The 15,554-nt window shown below is 66.2% G+C and carries 10 protein-coding genes and 1 pseudogene; 7 read left to right on the top strand and 4 right to left on the bottom strand.

Going from position 1 to position 15,554, the window contains the following annotated elements; all coding sequences use genetic code 11:
• Positions 1-24: 24 nt before the first annotated feature.
• The 3 genes and pseudogenes from WI560_RS16815 to WI560_RS16805 all read left to right on the top strand — a co-directional run.
• Entirely contained in the window at positions 25-1,212 is a 1,188-nt protein-coding gene (locus WI560_RS16815; protein ID WP_375304091.1) for a pyridoxal phosphate-dependent aminotransferase, read from the top strand.
• A gap of 92 nt (positions 1,213-1,304) precedes the next feature.
• The gene (locus WI560_RS16810) at positions 1,305-1,862 is read left to right on the top strand and encodes a biotin transporter BioY (RefSeq protein WP_257180756.1); all 558 of its coding nucleotides are present in this window, start codon (positions 1,305-1,307) and stop codon (positions 1,860-1,862) included.
• Positions 1,859-2,088: pseudogene (locus tag WI560_RS16805) on the top strand (cation:dicarboxylate symporter family transporter); the annotation flags it as partial. The gene WI560_RS16810 and the pseudogene WI560_RS16805, both read left to right, overlap by 4 nt.
• Before the next feature lie 4 nt (positions 2,089-2,092).
• On the opposite strand, the gene WI560_RS16800 reads toward WI560_RS16805, so the two are convergent.
• The 3 genes from WI560_RS16800 to WI560_RS16790 all read right to left on the bottom strand — a co-directional run bounded on the left by WI560_RS16800 (position 2,093) and on the right by WI560_RS16790 (position 8,088).
• Positions 2,093-3,325 (bottom strand): NAD(P)/FAD-dependent oxidoreductase, encoded by a 1,233-nt coding sequence (locus WI560_RS16800; RefSeq protein ID WP_375304090.1) that lies wholly within the window; start codon positions 3,323-3,325, stop codon positions 2,093-2,095.
• A gap of 38 nt (positions 3,326-3,363) precedes the next feature.
• The gene (locus WI560_RS16795) at positions 3,364-4,860 is read right to left on the bottom strand and encodes an amidase (RefSeq protein ID WP_375304089.1); all 1,497 of its coding nucleotides are present in this window, start codon (positions 4,858-4,860) and stop codon (positions 3,364-3,366) included.
• A 105-nt stretch (positions 4,861-4,965) separates the two neighbouring features.
• Positions 4,966-8,088, bottom strand: coding sequence for an Rne/Rng family ribonuclease (locus WI560_RS16790; protein WP_375304088.1), 3,123 nt, complete (start codon positions 8,086-8,088; stop codon positions 4,966-4,968).
• A gap of 704 nt (positions 8,089-8,792) precedes the next feature.
• Here WI560_RS16790 and WI560_RS16785 point away from each other — a divergent pair.
• The 4 genes from WI560_RS16785 to WI560_RS16770 all read left to right on the top strand — a co-directional run bounded on the left by WI560_RS16785 (position 8,793) and on the right by WI560_RS16770 (position 15,032).
• Positions 8,793-10,088 (top strand): N-acetylmuramoyl-L-alanine amidase, encoded by a 1,296-nt coding sequence (locus tag WI560_RS16785; protein ID WP_375304087.1) that lies wholly within the window; start codon positions 8,793-8,795, stop codon positions 10,086-10,088.
• Between the two features lie 322 nt (positions 10,089-10,410).
• Positions 10,411-12,909: a penicillin-binding protein 1A gene (locus tag WI560_RS16780; protein ID WP_375304086.1), complete on the top strand. Its 2,499-nt coding sequence runs from the start codon at positions 10,411-10,413 to the stop codon at positions 12,907-12,909.
• 107 nt (positions 12,910-13,016) lie between these two features.
• Positions 13,017-14,148 (top strand): peptide chain release factor 2 gene (gene prfB, locus WI560_RS16775; RefSeq protein ID WP_155253526.1). Its coding sequence is split into 2 segments (ribosomal slippage): positions 13,017-13,085 and positions 13,087-14,148, totalling 1,131 coding nucleotides; the frame shifts between segments, so codons are not numbered across the junction.
• A gap of 2 nt (positions 14,149-14,150) precedes the next feature.
• Positions 14,151-15,032 carry an NAD(P)-dependent oxidoreductase gene (locus WI560_RS16770; RefSeq protein WP_375304085.1) on the top strand — a complete coding sequence of 294 codons (882 nt, stop codon included), beginning with the start codon at positions 14,151-14,153 and terminating at the stop codon, positions 15,030-15,032.
• A gap of 139 nt (positions 15,033-15,171) precedes the next feature.
• Here WI560_RS16770 and WI560_RS16765 read toward each other — a convergent pair whose 3' ends face one another.
• Positions 15,172-15,543: a hypothetical protein gene (locus WI560_RS16765; RefSeq protein WP_375304084.1), complete on the bottom strand. Its 372-nt coding sequence runs from the start codon at positions 15,541-15,543 to the stop codon at positions 15,172-15,174.
• Between the last annotated feature and the right edge of the window lie 11 nt (positions 15,544-15,554).

The following is a 15,554-nucleotide window of genomic DNA, read 5'->3' as shown; positions in this document are numbered from 1 at the left end:
CCGCCAGCGAAATAGCAGAAATCGATGCACGATGCGACTTTAAGGAACCGGTTGGGGCAGTGGCTCGAGCCCTCCCGCCGCAGCGATGTTCCCCCGTTCATGGTGATGGACGTCATGGCCGCGGCGGCCCGAATCGAGGCCGCCGGCGGCCATGTCATCCACATGGAGGTCGGCCAGCCCGCGGCCAGCGCGCCCAGGACGGCGATTGCCGCCGCCCATATGGCGCTCGAGACCGGGCGGATCGATTATACCTCCGCGCTCGGCATCCCCTCCTTGCGCGAGCGCATCGCACGCCATTATCGCGACGCCTATGGCTGCGACGTCAGCCCGGAGCGGATTGTGGTGACCACCGGCTCCTCGGGCGGGTTCATCCTGGCCTTCCTGTCGATGTTCGAGCCGGGCGACCGCGTCGCCGTGACGGTGCCGGGTTATCCGCCCTACCGGCACATCCTGACCGCGCTCGGTTGCGAGCCGGTGCTGATCGAGACTACGAACGAGACGCGCCATGCGCTCACCGGCGAGGCATTGCTCGCCGCCCATCGCAAGGCGCCGCTGAAGGGCGTGCTGGTGGGCAGCCCCGCCAATCCGACGGGGACGATGATGTCGCGCGACGCGCTCGCCGGCCTGATGGCGGCCGCCGAAGGCGCGGGCATCCGCTTCATCTCGGACGAGATCTATCATGGGCTCGATTATTCGTTTCCGGCCGCCACCGCAGCCGCGCTCTCCGAGCACGCACTCGTGATCAACTCGTTCTCGAAGTATTTTTGCATGACGGGCTGGCGCGTCGGCTGGATGGTCGTGCCCGAAATCCTGGTGCGGCCGATCGAGCGGCTGCAGCAGAACCTGTCGATCTCGGTGCCGGCGCTATCGCAGATCGCGGCGCAGGCCGCCTTCGACGGTGCGGCCGAGATGGAAGCGATCAAGCACGGCTATCAGGAGAATAGGCAGATTTTGATCGAGGGATTGCCGAAAGCGGGCCTCAGCAAATTCCTGCCGGCCGATGGTGCATTCTATCTCTATGCCGACGTCTCGGACTTCACCTCCGACAGTTTCGAGTTCGCCAAGCAGATGCTCGAGCAGGCACGCGTTGCGGCGACGCCCGGCCTCGATTTCGATCCCGTTCACGGCCGATCGTTCATTCGTTTTTCGTATGCACGCTCGCCGGGAGAGATGCGCGAGGCAGTTGACCGGATCGCTCACTGGCTTAAATAGCCGCCAGTTTTCGACCAGCTCCGGAGTTCATCTTGCCTGACCACCGATCCGTCCCGACCGCTGCCGCGCCACATTTTTCTCTCGCCGCATTGATGTGGCCGACCCGGCCGGGCGAAACCGTCGGCGCAGTGCGTGCCGTCGTGCTGGTTGGGCTCGGCACCGCATTGATGGCGCTGTCAGCCAAGGTCAGCCTGCCGCTGCCCTATGTGCCCATGACGTTGCAGACGCTGGTGGTGCTGATGATCGGCGCGGCCTATGGCTGGCGTCTTGGCAGCGCAACGATGATCGCCTACCTCGCCGAGGGCGCGCTTGGCGCGCCGGTCTTTGCCGGACCGGTCGGTGGGATTGCGCCGCTGATTGGCCCGACCGCAGGCTATCTGTTCGGCTTCATTGCGGCCGCCTTCGTGACCGGCTGGCTCGCCGAGCGCGGCTGGGATCGCAGCGTGGCGCGGCTGTTTGCAGCCATGGCCGTTGGCCATGTCGTCATTCTGGCCGCCGGCTTCGGCTGGCTGGCGTTCGGCCTCGGGCTCGGCGCTGCGAAGGCCTGGCAGGTCGGCATCGTGCCGTTCGTGGCGGCTTCGCTGATCAAGAACGCGCTTGGCGCGACGTTGATGCCGGCGGCGCGCAGGCTGATCGAGCGCCGGCGATAAAGCGCGAAATGCTGATCGCCATCGTGCTCGGCGCACGCGTCGGCTGGCTCTGGCCGACCGCTGCCGCCAACGATGAGATCAAGGCGCTCGGCGACGGCTCATCAAGCGGATCGAGATGGCGATCGCACCGATCATCTTCTGCGCCGTCGTCTCCGGCATCGCCCACAGCCAGGGGAGCGCTCGAAGTAACGGGGCTGGTCGATATTCTCGATCAGCCCTTTTCTTTGAGTCTAGAACCGCTCTGGCCGATATGGCAGCGGATCGATCGCCGGCGTCTCGCCGCTCATGATCTCGGCGAGCAGGCGTCCGGTCGCGGGTCCCAGGGTAAATCCCTGATGACCGTGGCCGAAATTCATCCAGAGGCCGGGATGACGCGGAGCTTGCCCGAGCACCGGCAGCATGTCGGGGGTGCAGGGGCGGGTGCCGAACCACGGATCCGGCTCGACACGTTGGCCGAGATCGATCAGCTCGCGTGCGGAGCTTTCCGCGCTGGCGAGCTGCACGGGCGTGGCAAGGGCGTCCATGCCGGTCAGTTCGGCGCCGGTGGTAATCCGGATTCCCTTCGCCATCGGCCCCATGGCGTAGCCGCCGCCCTTGTCGACCAGCGGCAGATCGAGCGAGGCGCCGCCCCTGTAATGCATGTGGTAGCCGCGCTTGCGGACCAGCGGAATGCGATAGCCGAACTTGTGCAGCAGATCCGGTGACCACGGCCCGAGGGTCACGACGGCGTGGGCGGCGTCGAGGCGCCCCTGGTCCGTCGCGACCGACCAGCCGGTCGCGGTCTGCTGCAGCGACTGCGCATCGCCGAGCACGATGGTGCCGCCGAGGCGCTCGAACAGCTCGGCATAGGACGTGACCAGGGCGCCGGGATCGGACACGGTCCAGGTGTCGAGCCAATGGATCGCGCCGGGAAGATCGTCGCGCAGGATCGGCTCGGCCTTGGCGAGCTCGCTGCCGGACAGCACGCGAAAATTCACGCCGAATTCGCGCTGGTCTTCCTCCGCGGCCTTGATCGAAAGCTCCAGCTCCGCGGCGTTGCGGTACAGCGCCCGGTAGCCTGCGCGGCGGATCAGATTGTCGGCATGAGCCTCGCGAACGAGGATGTCGTGTTCCGAAGTCGCGTAGGCGATCAGTCGCGCCCAGGCCTCGATCGCCTCGCGATGCCGTTTCGGCGCCGAATGCCACCAATAGCGGAGCAGGGGCTCGATATGGCGGTGAAGAGACGACAGGCTGTAGCGCACGTCGTTGGTGCGGCCTGTCGCGATCTTCAGCAGCGTCGCAAGGTCGCGCGGCATCGGATAGGGACGGACCGCTTCGGCCTGGATCATCCCGGCATTGCCATAGCTGGTCTCGCGACCCGGCTCCCTGCGATCGACGAGCGTGACGGTCCAGCCGCGTTGCTGCAGGTGCAGTGCGGCGCTCACACCGATCATGCCGCCGCCGAGAACCATTGCGCTTTGCATCGGAAGACTTCTCCTGTCGGATCGCGTTATTCCCAGGATCATTCCCAGGTGAGGAAGCCGGGGGCAGCGGAGAGCGGCGGCGCCGCGGCAAGCCGCGCCAGATCCGGGACGGGCCGGCACAATTGCGCATCGCCCGCGAACGCGGCCTCGATGCCCGCGGCGACCGAGAGCACGATGGCGTCGCCGCCGCGCGGACCGACGATCTGGAGGCCGAACGGCAGCCCGGCTTCATCGAGGCCGAGCGGAATGCTGATCGCGGGATGACCGGGGAGCGTGACGGCGTAGGCCAGCGCGAGCCAGTGGAAATAGGACCTGGTCGGCACGCCGTCGATCTCAGCCGGATGAGGCTCCGACCACGGCCGCGGGCTCAGCGTAATGGTCGGGCTGATCAGCACGTCGCAGGTTTCGAAGAAGCTCTGATAGGCGCGATAGATCCGCGTCTGCGTCGCCGTGGCCCGCGCGTGGTCTTCGAGCGTGTAGCCCAGCCCTTCCTCGACATTGGCGCGGACATTGGGGCCGAGCATCTCGCGGCGTTCCTTGTAGTTCTTGCCGTGCATGGCCAGGAACAGGCCTGCGCGCAGCACCGCGAAGGCGTCGTCCGCGCCGGAGCAATCCGGCGTCGCCTCGCGGGATTCCGCGAACAGCGGCGCGAGCTTCTTCACCCGCGCGCGGAACACGCGCCGGATCGCCTGCTCGGTCGGGGCAAAGCCAAAATCCTCGGTGAAGGCGAGACGCAGCTTGCCGAGCTCTGCGGGGCGCGGGGCGGCCCAGCGTTCGGCGCGAGCGCGCACGGGCTCGCCGGGCAGCGTATAGGCGAGCGGATCGCGGCCATCATCGCTCGCCATCACCGACAGCATCAGCGCAGTGTCGGCGACATTGCGCGCCATCGGCCCGTCGGTCGACAGATTGGACCAGCCGAACGCACGCTTCTCGCTGGCCACGAGGCCGTAGGATGGACGCATGCCGACAATGCCGGCGAAGCCTGCCGGATTGCGCAGGGAGCCGCCGGTGTCCGAGCCGGAGGCGAGCGGAGCCATGCCGCAGGCCAGCGCCACCGCCGAGCCGCCGGAGGAGCCCGCCGCCGAGCGCAGGGGATCGAAGGGATTGCCGGTCGCGCCGAATACGGGATTGCGGGTATTGCCGCCCGCCGCCCATTCCGGCGTGTTGGTCTTGCCGAAGATGACGGCGCCCGCCGCGCGCAGGCGCGCGACCGAGCCTTGGTCCACGGCCGGGACGTTGTCCTTCAGCAGCGGGCTGCCATAGGTGGAGCGCATCCCGGCGGTGTCCTGGGTGTCCTTGATGAGGATGGGAAGCCCGTGCAGAGCACCGCGATCCTCGCCGCGCAGGATGGCGGCCTCGGCCGCCTTGGCGGCGGCGCGTGCGCCCGGCTCGTCCAGCGTCACGACGGCGTTGACGGCGGGGTTGATCGCGGCGATGCGGGACAGACAGGCGTCGAGCAATTCGACGGGCGAGATCATCCGCGCGGCCAACAGGCGGCGCAGTTCGACGGCGCTGGAATCGCAAAGCTCTGACAATGCCGGTCCCCTTTCAGATTGCGAAAACGGCTTAGCACATCGGCGCAACGACGAAACGAAAACGCCCGGCGGATGCCGGGCGTTTTGCATTTTGGATGTTCGGCCTTATTCGCCGCCGCCAAAACGGCGGGACCACCAGCCGGCGCGGCGCGGGACCGCGGGCGTATCGCTTGCCGGTTGCGGCGCGGGTTCAGCTGCCGGCGCGGGCGGCGCGACCGGCTCGGCCGCCTGCGCAAGCTGCGACACCTGCGTTGCCGGCTCGCTCGGGCTGCTCGACAGGAAGCTCACCTTTTCGCGCACCGTGGAGCGGCGCCGTGCGGCCTTGTCGTCGACGGGCTCTTCCTCCGCGGCAACGGGCTCGGGCTGAGCCGGCGCCTCGGCCTGCACCTCGGCGCGCGGTTCAGGCTGCGAGACTTGCGGTTCAGGCTGCGAGGCTTGCGGTTCAGCGCTGTGCTCGGCTTGCGCAATCGAAGGCGCAGCCTCATTGCCGAAGCCGTCGAAATCGGCGACCGCCTCGGCAGCTTCCGATGGCTGATTGGTACCGAGTTCGTCGCTGATCGAGCCGGCGAGACCTTCCTCGCTGCCACCGCGACGGCGGCGACCGCCGCGGCGACCGCGTCGGCGCCGGCGCTCGCCGTTGCCTTGCTGCTCGCCGCGGGCTGCTTGTTCCTCGCCTTCCTCGCCGTCCTGCTCGGATTCGGCATCGTCCTCGCCTTCGCCGGCCGCTACGGCCGCCTCGGGAAGGGTGGCAGGGCTATCCTCGCGCAACTCGCCGTCGCGCGGGCCACCGCGGCCGCGGCGGCGACGTCGGCGCTTGCGGCGCTGGCCATCCTGGTCGGACGCGGCATCGCCGGACGCCTGCTCTTCGGCGAGACCTTCGGTCTCCTCGGTTTCGACCTCGGATTCGGTCTCGATGTCGAAGGCGTCCTCATCGTCGTAGGGCTCTTCGGCCGCTGGCGGCGGGCTCGCAGCCGCCTGCGCCGCAAGCAGCGCCTTGGCGGCCTCCAGCGTATGAACCTGCTCGCCGCGGTCGATCACGTAAGCCTGAGGTCCGCTGACGGACTGATCGGCAATGACCGACAGCGTCACCTTGAAGCCGTTCTCGAGGTCGCGCAGATGGCCGCGCTTGTGGTTGAGCACATAGAGCGCGACGTCGGTACGGGTGCGGACCACGAGATTGTGGGTCGCGCCCTTCATCAGGATTTCTTCGAGACCGCGCAGCAGCTGCAGCGCCACCGAGGACACCGAGCGGACATGGCCGGTGCCGCCGCAATGCGGGCACGGATCCGTCGAGCTCTCGAGCACGCTGGCGCGGATGCGCTGGCGCGACATCTCGAGCAGGCCGAAATGCGAGATGCGTCCGACCTGGATGCGGGCGCGATCCTGCCTGAGGCAGTCGGACAGCTTGCGCTCGACCGCACGGTTGTTGCGCTTCTCGTCCATGTCGATGAAGTCGATGACGATCAGGCCGGCGAGGTCGCGCAGGCGAAGCTGGCGGGCGACCTCTTCGGCCGCCTCCAGGTTGGTCTTCAGCGCAGTGTCCTCGATATGGTGCTCGCGCGTCGACCGGCCGGAATTGACGTCGATCGAGACCAGCGCCTCGGTCTGGTTGATCACGATGTAGCCGCCGGAGCGCAGCTGCACGGTCGGCGAGAACATCGCGTCGAGCTGGCTCTCGACGCCCATGCGCGAGAACAGCGGCTGACCGTCGCGATATTGCTTCACCGCGCTGACATTGGCGGGCATCAGCATCTTCATGAAGTCGCGCGCTTCGCGGTAGCCGGACTCGCCAGCCACCTGAATCTCGTCGATCTCCTTGTTGTAGAGGTCGCGCAGCGAACGCTTGATCAGCGAGCCTTCCTCGTAGACGAGGGTCGGGGCCTGCGACTTCAGCGTGAGGTCGCGCACCGTCTCCCACATCCGGATCAGATATTCGAAGTCGCGCTTGATCTCCGGCTTGGTCCGGGCAGCGCCCGCCGTGCGCAGGATGATGCCCATGCCCTCGGGCACGTCGAGATCCTGCACCACCTCCTTCAGGCGGGAACGGTCCTGGGCGCTGGTGATTTTGCGGCTGATGCCGCCGCCGCGCGCGGTGTTCGGCATCAGCACGGCATACCGGCCGGCGAGCGACAGATAGGTCGTCAGCGCAGCGCCCTTGTTGCCACGCTCTTCCTTGACGACCTGCACCAGCATCACCTGGCGGCGCTTGATGACTTCCTGGATCTTGTACTGGCGGCGCGGGCGGAAGGTGCGCTCCGGCACTTCCTCCAGCACGTCGTCGCCGCCGACGGATTCGACGACTTCCTCTTCGGCTTCATCGCCGTCTTCGTCTTCATCCTCGTCTTCGTCGTCTTCGCCGGCTGCGTCCCCGGCGTCGGCATGCGGCGCTTCGGTGCTCTCGCCGTACACGGCGTCGGCCGGCTCAGCGGCGGCGGTCACGGCTTCGGCAAGGGCCTCGGCGTGCGCTTCGGAAGGGGCGGCCTCCTGCGGCTCGGCAACACTTGCGGTCGCGACCACGGGCTCGGCGCCGACGGCCGCGACAGGCGCGGGCGTCTCGCCGGCGTGATCATGGTCGTGATGATCGTGCGGATGGTCGTGATCGTGACCATGGTCGTGATCGGGTTCGTCGGCATGGGCATGACGATCGTCGCGATCATGCTCGGCATGATCATGTCCGTCATGATCGTGGTCGTGGCTCTCGTGCTCGCCGTGATGCTCGGCATCGGCATGCAGGTGCTCGCCTTCCTGCAAGGCACCCTCGCCATGCTCCGGCTGCGCCGCGCCCTCGATCGGCTGGGCGGCGGGATCGGCGCCGGCCTCGAGGCCCTCGACGATGTCGCTGCGCACGCGCTCGCCGTGACCGCGGCGGCGGGCATTGCGGTGGCGCGAACGGCGGCGCCCGTGGGACCGGTTCTCGCTCTCCTCTTCGGCCTCGCGATGGGCCTGTTCCTCGGCCTCGATCAGCGCCTGCCGGTCGGCGACCGGGATCTGGTAATAATCGGGATGGATTTCGCTGAAGGCGAGGAAGCCGTGGCGGTTGCCGCCATATTCGACGAAGGCGGCCTGGAGCGAGGGTTCGACCCGTGTGACCTTGGCGAGGTAGATATTCCCGCGCAGTTGCTTGCGTTGCGCGGTCTCGAAATCAAACTCTTCGACGCGATTGCCGCGGACCACGACGACCCGGGTCTCTTCCGGGTGGGTGGCATCGATCAACATCTTGTTGGGCATGTCTTAACTCTTGGCGGCGGCGGGCGCGATTCACCGTGGGCGCGTATCGCGCCGCCGGGTGACGCGACGGTCCACCTGATTCGGGGGTGAGGGGAAGGCCGAAACGCCGTCTCTCGCGCCTTGCCGGACCGGAAGCTTCAGGACCATTGCGGCGCGCGGGATTTTCACTCCGCAGCGTCGCGAATGGTCCTTCAGAATTCGTCGGCACAGTCTGGCGCATCAAGCGTCGGCCCGTATGAAACATTGGGCGGCGAGGCCGCCCTTCAATCAGTTGCTGTTGGCCAGGCATGGCGCGAGCGCGCTCGCCTTGGGGATCAAGAACCGCTCCCTTGGGATCAAGGGAACGGGTAATGGGTTACGTCGCTGTCAGAACCGTCCCGGTAACGTGAGTGGTAACCCGGGACCGGTCCGCCGCCGACGCGTGACCCGTTCCACCCGCTGCCGCGCACCGCGCTGGCCTTAGAGGGAAACGGAAAACGCTGGAATTCCCAATCTTGGGAGTTCCGGCGCTGCACCGGGAGGCTGAATGCGACACAACCGAAAATATCGGCCGTCAGCATTCCGTACATACGAGGAATGAGCCATCCGTGCAAGGGAGCGTCGCACGGCGGTCACAGTCGAAGAGTTTCGCACATCCGTCATTAAGGATCGATTAACCCTGTGGTTCTATTGCGTTAAGAGGGCTGCTCGGAGGCACGGAATCGGTGGCGAGCCGCACACATCGACGGGTTTTGCTGGGATGCGCGCTGTTGTGCGCTGCAGTATTGCCATGTGCTGATTCCTCGCGCCTGAGGGCAGCGGAAAGCCAGTCGCAACCCACTGTTGCAGCGGCGAATTTTCCGATCGCCTCGGCCGCCCGACTGGCCGGCGACGGCAAGCAGACCCGCTTCATTCTCGACATCAACCAGGCCGTGACCTTCCGCGCCGTCACGCTGGCAGACCCGTACCGGGTCGTCATCGACGTGCCGCAGGTCAATTTTCAGCTGCCCGCGGGCACGGGAGCCGGAGGGCGCGGACTGGTCAAGGCCTTCCGCTACGGGCTCGTCATGCCCGGCGGCTCGCGAATCGTGTTCGACCTGACGGGACCGGCCAAGATCGCCAAGTCCTACGTGGTCGAGGCGGCCAACGGCCAGCCGGCCCGGCTTGTGCTGGAGCTCGAGGAGGTCGACCGTGCCGCCTTCATGCAGGCGCTCGCGCCTGAAAGCCGCCCCGAGCTGCGGCCCACCATCGCCGAGGCGCAGCCTGCAACGGCGCCCGCGACCACAGCCCCGGACACGGCGCAGCAGAAGGCCGATGGCCGCCCGGTGGTCGTGATCGATCCCGGCCATGGCGGCATCGACAATGGCACGCAGTCGAGCGGCGAGAGCGAGAAGAACCTGGTGCTGGCCTTCGGGCTGGCGCTGCGCGACAGGCTGGAGAAGGCCGGCAAGTACCGTGTGGTCATGACGCGGGACGACGACACCTTCATTCCCCTCAATGACCGGACCAAGATCGCCCGCAACCACAAGGCGGCGCTGTTCGTCTCTATTCATGCCGATGCGCTGCCGCGGGCCGAGGGCGATGCGCAGGGCGCGACCATCTATACGCTGTCCGACAAGGCGTCCGACGCCGAGGCCCAGCGGCTGGCGGATGCGGAAAACCGGGCCGATGCGATCGCCGGCTTCAACCTCGCGGAGGAGCCGAATGAGGTCGCCGACATCCTAATCGACCTCACGCAGCGAGAAACCCGCACTTTTTCAAACCGTTTCGCCCGCCTCCTGATGGGCGAAATGAAGTCGACCGTGCGGATGCACAAGCATCCCCTGAAATCGGCCGGCTTCCGGGTCCTGAAGGCACCCGACGTGCCCTCGGTGCTGGTCGAGATCGGCTACGTCTCCAACAAGGGCGACCTCGAGCATCTGGTGTCCGAGGGCTGGCGGTCCCGTGCCGTGGGCTCGATGGCGCAGGCGATCGACGGGTTTTTGACCAAGCGGATGGCGACGGCGGGATCCTCCAATTGACGACCCCGGGATCGTCGAATTGACGACCCTGGGATCGTCGAATTGACGCCCCTGGGATCATCGAATTGACGCCCCGGGGGGCTTCGAAACTGAAAGGGTTGTCCGTCCCGTCGCAAAGGCCCTAGTTTGGCCACAGCGGGCGCTTTATAAAAATGCCGCAGGGGGTTCCGGAATCGGCGAGAATCCTGTTCGGCAAGCGTCTTAAGTCCGGCACTGATAGTATTGTGTAGGCGGGCGAATTCGCGACGTGAGGTTGGTGCCAGTTTGGGGTGCCAAGGGATCGATACTGGGCTGATCCAGACTTTGAACGGATAAATAGATAATGCGCTTGCTGGTGCGGTTCATGGGCTTCCTGTTCGCCGCGGGAACAGTGGTGTTCCTTGTCGGTGTCGGGGCCGTGGCAGGCTTGATCTGGCATTTCTCCAAGGACTTGCCGGACTATTCTCAGCTTCAGGATTACGAGCCGCCGGTGATGACCCGCGTGCACGCGGTCGATGGTTCGCTGGTCGGCGAATACGCCAAGGAGCGGCGGCTTTATCTGCCGATCCAGGCGGTGCCCAAGCTCGTGATCAACGCGTTCCTCGCGGCCGAGGACAAGAACTTCTACGAGCATGGCGGCATCGACTACACCGGCATGGCGCGCGCGGGCCTGGTCTACATCCAGAACTACGGCTCGAACCGCCGCCCGCAAGGCGCCTCCACCATCACCCAGCAGGTCGCCAAGAACTTCCTTCTGACCAACGAGGTCTCGTTCGCCCGCAAGATCAAGGAAGCCTTGCTGGCGATGCGGATCGAGAAGACCTATTCGAAGGACAAGATCCTCGAGCTGTATCTGAACGAGATCTATCTCGGTCTCGGTGCCTACGGCATCGCGGCCGCTTCGCTGGTCTATTTCGACAAGTCGGTGAACGAGCTGACCGTGGCGGAAGCCTCCTATCTGGCGGCGCTGCCGAAGATGCCGGCGACGCTGCATCCGGTCCGCAACCGCGACCGCGCCATCGAGCGCCGCAACTATGTCGTCGACCGTCTGCTGGAGAACGGCTGGATCAAGCAGGCCGACGCAGACAAGGCGCGCAAGGAGCCGCTCGCCGTCACCAGCCGTTCCAACGGCGCCCACACTTTCGCCGGCGAATATTTCGCCGAGGAAGTTCGCCGCGACATCTTCGAGCGCTACGGCGAGAAGAAGCTGTATGAAGGCGGCCTTTCGGTCCGCACCACGCTCAATCCGAAGATCCAGGTCATGGCGCGCAAGGCGATGGTCACCGGCCTCGTGAACTATGACGAGCAGCAAGGCTATCGCGGTGCCATCAGCAAGCTCGACATCTCGGGTGACTGGGGCGTCAAGCTCGCCGAGATCAAATCGCTCTCCGACATCTCGCCGTGGCGCATGGCGGTCGTGCTGGAAACCAGCGACCAGTCGGCGCGCATAGGCTTCCAGCCGAGCCGCGAGCTTGGCGGTGCCGTCAGCAAGCAGCGCGAGACCGGCATCATCACGGTCGACGGCGTCAAATGGGCACGAGCCGCGCAGGGCGGAACCAAGGGCAAGACGCCGACGGCAGTGTCGCAAGTGCTGCAGCCGGGCGACGTGATCTATGCCGATCCGCTCTACAAGGACGGCCAGCCGGTCGAGGGCCAGTACCGCCTGCGCCAGATCCCCGAAGTGTCCGGCGCGATGGTGGCAATGGATCCCTGGACCGGCCGCGTGCTCGCGATGGTCGGCGGCTTCTCGTTCGATCAGAGCCAGTTCAACCGCGCCACGCAGGCCTATCGGCAGCCGGGTTCGTCGTTCAAGCCGATCGTGTATTCGGCTGCGCTCGACAACGGCTATACGCCCTCGACCGTCGTGCTCGACGCTCCGATCGAAATCGATCAGGGGCAGGGCGCCGGCGTATGGCGGCCGGAAAACTTCTCCTCGGGCAAATTCCAGGGACCGGTGACGCTGCGCAACGCGCTGCGGCAATCCCTCAACACGGTGACGGTGCGCCTTGCGCAGGACATCGGCATGCCGCTGATCGGCGAATATGCCCGCCGCTTCGGCGTCTATGACGAGCTGCCGAACTATCTCTCCTATGCGCTCGGCGCCGGCGAAACGACCGCCATGCGCATGGTTACGGCGTACTCGATGCTCGCCAATGGCGGCCGCCGCGTGAAGCCGACGCTGATCGACCGTATCCAGGACCGTTACGGCCGCACCATCTTCAAGCATGACCAGCGCGAATGCCGCGGTTGCGACGCCCCGGGCGGCTGGAAGAACCAGGCCGAGCCGCAGCTGATCGACCGCCGCGAGCAGGTGCTGGATTCCATGACGGCCTACCAGATCACCGAGCTGATGGAGGGCGTGGTGCAGGCGGGTACGGCGACGGTCATCAGGGACGTCGGCAAACCCGTCGCCGGCAAGACCGGAACCACCAACGAGGCGAAGGACGCCTGGTTCGTCGGCTTCTCGCCCGACATCGCGGTCGCCATTTACATGGGCTACGACAAGCCGCGCCCGCTCGGTAAGGGCAACGCCGCAACCGGCGGCCATCTGGCAGCTCCGATCGCGCGCGATTTCCTCAAGCTCGCGCTCGCCGACAAGCCTGCGGTTCCGTTCAAGGTGCCGGCCGGCATCAAGCTCGTGCGCGTCGTCTCCAAGACCGGCATGCGCGCGGGTCCCGGCGAGACCGGCGGCACCATCCTCGAAGCCTTCAAGCCGGGCACGGCGCCGCCGGACAATTACTCGGTCATCGGCGTCGCCGACGCCGAAGGGCGCATGCCGGTCTCGCAGCAGCAGCCGGATTCCGGCTTCCTTATGCGGCCGGGCACCGGCGGGCTGTGGTAGGCCGCGGATAAGGTCGACGATCACAGCTCCGGCGGTTGCGCTTTACGGCCGCCGCCGCTACATCCCCTCTCGAACTGCACGCGGGATTCCGCAAGACAGAGAACAACATGCGCGCCGAAATCGAACGGTTGGTAGAAGAGATCAAGCAGTCAGTCGGGCTGCTGAGGAGGCATCTTTGACGTCGAGAAATCGACGGCGCGCCTCGCTGAGCTGAACAAGCTCGCTGAAGATCCCAATCTCTGGAACGATCCCCAGAAGGCTCAGAAGCTGATGCAGGAGCGCACCTCGCTTGAGGATTCGCTCTCGGGCATCGGCAAGGTCGAGCAGGAGCTCGAAGACGATATCGGCATGATCGAGCTAGGCGAGGCCGAGGGCGATGACGGCGTCGTCGCCGAGGCTGAAGCTGCGCTGAAGAACCTCAAGAAGGAAGTGGCGCGGCGCGAGCTCGAAGCGCTGCTGTCGGGCGAAGCCGACCGCTTCGATTCCTATCTCGAGGTCCATGCCGGCGCCGGCGGCACCGAGAGCCAGGACTGGGCGCAGATGCTGCTGCGCATGTACACGCGCTGGGCGGAAAACCACGGCTTCAAGGTCGAATATCTCGAAGAGTCCGAGGGCGAAGAGGCCGGAATCAAGTCGGCGACCATCCAGGTCTCCGGCCACAACGCCTATGGCTGGCTGAAGACGGAAGCCGGCGTGCACCGCCTCGTCCGCATCTCGCCGTTCGATTCCAATGCGCGGCGGCACACCTCGTTCTCCAGCGTGCAGGTGTTTCCCGTCATCGACGACAGCATCAAGATCGACATCAAGGAATCCGACGTTCGCGTCGATACGATGCGGTCGGGCGGCGCCGGCGGCCAGCACGTCAACAAGACCGAATCCGCGGTGCGCCTCACGCACATTCCGACCGGCGTCGCCGTGGTCTGCCAGGCCGGCCGTTCCCAGCACAAGAACCGGGCACAGGCCTGGGACATGCTGCGCGCGCGGCTCTACGAGATCGAGCTGAAGAAGCGCGAGGAGAAGGCCGCCGCCGACCAGGCCGCCAAGACCGATATCGGCTGGGGCCACCAGATCCGCTCCTACGTGCTGCAGCCCTACCAGATGGTGAAGGATTTGCGCACGGGCGTGCAGACCTCCGACACTTCGGGCGTGCTCAACGGCGAGCTCGACGAGTTCATGGCTGCGACGCTGGCACAGCGCGCGTTCGGCACCACGACCGGCGAGATCGAGGACGTGGACTGATCATGCCCCGTGTCGCCTTCATCGGATTGGGGCGGATGGGGCACGGCATGGCCGGCCGCTATCTCGATGCCGGCTTCACCGTGACGCTGTGGAATCGCAGCAGGGCAAAAGCGGAAGATCTGATCGCCCGCGGCGCGCATTGGGCGACCTCGCCGGAGGATGCGGCGATCGATGCCGACGCCGTCGTGACCATGGTCGCCGACGACGAGGCCTCGCGCGCGGTCTGGCTCGGGCCGAAGGGCGCGGCCAAGACCGCCAAGGCCGGCACCATCGCGATCGAGTGCTCGACCGTCTCCTATGACCATGCCCGCGAGATGGGCCGCGAGCTGAATGCGCGCGGGCTGATCTACATCGACTGCCCCGTGACCGGATTGCCGGACGCGGCGGCCGCCGGGAAACTGACGCTGCTGGTCGGCGCCGATGCCGCCGATCTCGAACGCGCGCGGCCCTATCTCGAGCCGATCGGCTCGACTATCCGCCATTTCGGCGCGGTCGGCTCCGGCACCGTCTACAAGCTCATCAACAATCTGATGGGCGCGATCCAGATCGCCGGCCTCGCCGAGGGGCTTGCGATCGCCGAGCAGGCCGGGCTCGACATGAACCTTGTGCTGGAATCGATCCAGGCGGGTGTCGCTGCAAGCCCGCAGGTCACGCGTCATTCCAAGCGCATGGTCGCCCGCGATTTTTCCGGCGCGACCTTCACCGCGGCGCTGCGGCACAAGGATGCCGCCTATGCGGTGAAGCTCGCCGAGAGCCTCTTGGCCAACAAGCCGCTGGTCGCGCGCGCCGCGGTCGAGGCCTACGCGCAGGCCAAGGCGGCGATGCCTGATGATGATGAAGGCAGGATGATCGAGCTGGTGTCGCGGCCGAAGAGGGCGCCCTAGGAAGCTAGGTGTACGCATAAATCCGCGCTGCATATCACGTTGGGTCCGCTCCGCCTGGGATAGCGGCGCGTTGGCGCCCCCCAGCGCTAGGTCTGCTGCGCCCAGAAAACTCACTTACGAAGTTTGACCGTGGGCACCGCTATTCGCCTGCATACCTCGCAGTCAGTGAGTGCCCGTGCAGACTTCCCGAAAAGACGACGATCGCCTTTGGCGAAGGTTCTGCCAGAAGCTTCCCGGTCATCATGTTCGGACTGGCGGGGGCAAGCGGAACTGTCACCGTCTTACCACCTTCTAGAATTGTCGCGCGTGCGCGCATGTCCTTTGTCGAAAGCGGCGAGCCGTCGTCGTCTCCTACATAGAAAACGACATCCAGCCCCTTCCGCACAAACTCGATTGGGTGCCCTTGCGACTTGACGATCGGGCCGCCATTGCTGCCCTTTGTCTGTGCGGCAGCAAGTTGGGGCATGGTCGCGATCAGGGCGATGATTGCCGGGAAGATGTATTTTCGCATCGTTGGTCTCC

The sequence above is a fragment of the Bradyrhizobium sp. A11 genome (assembly GCF_042077125.1).
Taxonomy (GTDB): Bacteria; Pseudomonadota; Alphaproteobacteria; order Rhizobiales; family Xanthobacteraceae; genus Bradyrhizobium; species Bradyrhizobium japonicum_B.
The sequence above is the reverse complement of the archived record's forward strand: the minus strand, read 5'-3'. Positions and strand labels throughout refer to the sequence as shown.

Bases quoted from the DNA above. Each gene is read 5' to 3' on its own strand.
- WI560_RS16770 (WP_375304085.1), top strand. From the start codon at position 14,151: ATGCCCCGTGTCGCCTTCATCGGATTGGGGCGGATGGGGCACGGCATG.
- WI560_RS16800 (WP_375304090.1), bottom strand. From the start codon at position 3,325: ATGCAAAGCGCAATGGTTCTCGGCGGCGGCATGATCGGTGTGAGCGCC.
- WI560_RS16765 (WP_375304084.1), bottom strand. From the start codon at position 15,543: ATGCGAAAATACATCTTCCCGGCAATCATCGCCCTGATCGCGACCATG.
- WI560_RS16815 (WP_375304091.1), top strand. From the start codon at position 25: ATGCACGATGCGACTTTAAGGAACCGGTTGGGGCAGTGGCTCGAGCCC.
- WI560_RS16790 (WP_375304088.1), bottom strand. From the start codon at position 8,088: ATGCCCAACAAGATGTTGATCGATGCCACCCACCCGGAAGAGACCCGG.
- WI560_RS16810 (WP_257180756.1), top strand. From the start codon at position 1,305: ATGTGGCCGACCCGGCCGGGCGAAACCGTCGGCGCAGTGCGTGCCGTC.
- WI560_RS16780 (WP_375304086.1), top strand. From the start codon at position 10,411: ATGCGCTTGCTGGTGCGGTTCATGGGCTTCCTGTTCGCCGCGGGAACA.